Genomic DNA, 2,106 nt, shown 5'->3' on the forward strand with positions numbered 1-2,106 from the left:
AAATCCCTGGCCGTGCCGACTGCCGCCTGGCCCATCACGCCTGCACCTGCTCGCCGGCCGGGCGCCCGATGCGCGGATCGGGATGCAGGGTTTCGACGCCGGGCTTGGCCTGCGCGTTGGCCCGCCACCAGACGAAGAATCCAACCAGCGTGAAGCCTCCGTAGAAGAGGTACATAAAGGCGCTGGCGTAGTAGCCGGCGCTAAACAGCAGCGGCACGCCCACAATGTCGACGGCCACCCAGATCAGCCAGAATTCGACCCAGCCGCGTGCCATGCCGTAGGTGGCCAGCAATGAACCGACGAAGGTCCAGGCATCGGCCCAGACCGGCTCGTAGGAGCCGAGGGCCGCGAAGATCGGGGTCAGGGCGACGGTGCCCAGGAGCAAGGCGGCGACCAGGCCCAGGCGCGCCTTGCCGCCGGCCCACTGCGGGGTGATGGCGTGGCCCTCGCCGCTGCGTGCGGAGCGCCAACGCATCCAGCCGTAGACGGCCACGGCGATGAACATGACCTGCCGGCCGGCCTGGCCCAGGAGGTTGGCGGTATTGGCGGAGCCGAAGAGCGACCCGAGGAATACGGTCAGCAGCAGCACGTTGCCGATGATGCCGACGGGCCAGGCCCACACCTTCCGGCGCATTCCGCCGAGCGCGCTGAGCAGGCCGAAGACGTTGCCCAGAACTTCGCGCAGCAGCAGAGCGCTGCCGGCTACGGGAATCTGGGCTTCAAAGAGCCACCGCAGAAAATCCATGCCGTTCCTTTCGAGCCGCGGCGGCTCCGGGGAACGACAGAGCGGAAGCTTCGGGGTCTCCGGGTCGCGGTCATCGACCGTACCCGGTGGCCCCATGGCTGCCACCTGTACGTGCTTCTCCCATCCAGACTTTAACTGTCGGTACCGGAATTTCACCGGTTCAACCGCTGCGTGAAGTTCCGGGCGGAACTCTCGGCAGCGGGTCGCGGACTATAACCGCCGGTTCGGACTTACACCGACCCCGGAGCACGTTTGTGTTTGCGTAACTATGCTCTCACAACTGCCTTGTGGCACGTTCCATTCCGTCACAACCTGTAACACCGGTCACAGGAGCCTCAGGATTGGGGTTGCCGGCCGGCCGCGGCCCGCAGCGAGGCGATGGCCTGCTCCGGATCGTCCTTGCCGTACACGGCGGATCCGGCCACGAAGACGGTGGCGCCGGCCTCGGCGGCCCGCACGATGGTCTCTTCGGTGACGCCCCCGTCCACCTGGATCGCAACCGGGAGCCCCGAACCTGCCACGGCGCGCGCGGCCTTGCGGATCTTGGGCAGGGTCACGTCCAGGAAAGACTGCCCGCCGAAGCCCGGCTCGACCGTCATGATCAGCAGGAGGTCCATCTCCGGGAGCAAATCCAGATAAGGCTCGACGGCGGTGGCCGGCTTCAGCGCCATGCCCGCCTTGGCCCCGCGGGACCTCAGCTCCCTGGCCAGCCGGACCGGGGCCGCCGCCGCTTCCACATGGAAGGTCACGGATTCGATCCCCGCCTCGGCATACGCCGGCGCCCAGCGGTCCGGGTCGGCGATCATCAGGTGCGCGTCCAGGGGCAGGGTGCTGACTTCCCGGATCCGCTGCACCACCGGCAGCCCGATGGTCAGGTTCGGCACGAAATGGTTGTCCATCACGTCCACGTGCACGGCATCGGCGGTACTGATGCGCCGCAGTTCGGCTTCGAGGTTGACGAAATCGGCCGAGAGGATGCTGGGGTTGATGCAGCACTGTGCCATCGGTTGCTTGCCTGCCTGTCTGTGTGTCGAGGGATGTCGGAACCGGTGTTGGCCTAGTTGGTTCGGCGGAGCAGCGCCATGAACATGGCATCGGTGCCGTGCCGGTGCGGCCACAGCTGCGCCGTCGTCCCGCCGGCCCGGCCCACGGCGTCGCCGCCGGGTTGTCCTGCTTCCAAATGCCCGGGGAGGCTGACCCCGTCGAGGACGGAGGAGGTGTCCAGCAGTTCCAGCCCGGGATTCCGGCGCAGCAGGTCGGCGACCACCGCCGTCGTCTCCGCCGGGTGCGGGGAGCACGTCACGTAGGCGATCAGGCCCCCCGGCTTTGCGGCGGCCACGGCCGCGCCGAGCAGTTCGCGC

Annotated in this window: 2 protein-coding genes, 1 pseudogene and 1 riboswitch; all 3 genes and pseudogenes read right to left on the reverse strand. The window is 68.0% G+C overall.

Annotated features, from left to right (window positions below; genetic code table 11):
• Nucleotides 1–34: 34 nt before the first annotated feature.
• On the reverse strand, nt 35–745 hold the full coding sequence (pnuC, locus tag AC5RUJ_RS15075) for a nicotinamide riboside transporter PnuC (protein WP_494128201.1): 711 nt from the start codon (nt 743–745) through the stop codon (nt 35–37).
• Nucleotides 746–852: 107 nt separating this feature from the next.
• Nucleotides 853–999: riboswitch (FMN riboswitch) on the reverse strand.
• A gap of 81 nt (nt 1,000–1,080) precedes the next feature.
• Complete coding sequence (gene rpe, locus AC5RUJ_RS15080; RefSeq protein WP_494128200.1) at nt 1,081–1,749, reverse strand: ribulose-phosphate 3-epimerase; 669 nt, start codon at nt 1,747–1,749, stop codon at nt 1,081–1,083.
• 53 nt (nt 1,750–1,802) lie between these two features.
• A pseudogene (locus AC5RUJ_RS15085) lies at nt 1,803–2,106 on the reverse strand (rRNA small subunit methyltransferase B); the annotation flags it as partial.

The sequence above is a fragment of the Arthrobacter sp. Y3223164 genome (genome assembly GCF_059091005.1).